We start from the raw sequence: 680 nt of genomic DNA, 5'->3' as shown, positions 1-680 counted from the left end.
CTGGCCGGCTGCCAGCCCGGCAGGCGGTGACGGCGTCCCGGGCGGGGTCGTCGCATCGTGGATGCATGGCAGAAGTCAGAGCCATGCTTTGTAGGTTAATTATCTGCCCGGACGACGCCGAGTAACCCCGCTGGGCATGTCCCTGGGTGGACGGGAGCCTAGACCCCTTCGAGCACCTGGCTCGTGGCCCACGCGAGGTACTTGGCTGCGTTCGCCACGGCGTCGGCAATATCCGGCACGCCGTCCCGACGCTGTGCGACGTCGAGCAACTGCGCCGCGGCCACCACGCCGTGGCCGGCCAGTTCCTCCGGTGTCACCAGGATCCGGCCCGCCACCACAATCACCGGAATTCCATGCCCTTGGGCGGAATCCGCGAGAGCGATGGGTGCCTTGCCGGTCAGCGACTGCGAGTCCATGGATCCTTCGCCGGTGATCACCAGGTCAGAGCCGGCGAGCTGTTCGGGAAGCCCAGTCAGGCCCGCCACCAGGGCGAACCCGCCTTCCAGCGTCGCTTGGGCGAAGGCCAGGAACGACGCCGGGAATCCTCCAGCCGCTCCGGCCCCGGGAACGTTGACGTCGTGACCGCCCGCTTCCCGAAGCAGCGACGCCCAGTTGCGCAGGCCGGCGTCGAGCAGCTCCACCGCGTCCTCGTCCGCCCCTTCTGCGGGCCGAAAACATGC

At 68.8% G+C, this 680-nt stretch carries 1 pseudogene; it reads right to left on the bottom strand.

The window, feature by feature from the left end:
• Nucleotides 1-158: 158 nt before the first annotated feature.
• Nucleotides 159-680: pseudogene (locus tag AHiyo1_RS13475) on the bottom strand (glycerate kinase); the annotation flags it as partial.

It is taken from the genome of Arthrobacter sp. Hiyo1 (genome assembly GCF_001263615.2).
GTDB lineage: Bacteria > Actinomycetota > Actinomycetes > Actinomycetales > Micrococcaceae > Arthrobacter.
Note: the sequence above shows the minus strand (reverse complement) of the source record. Positions and strands in the feature narration are given on the sequence as shown.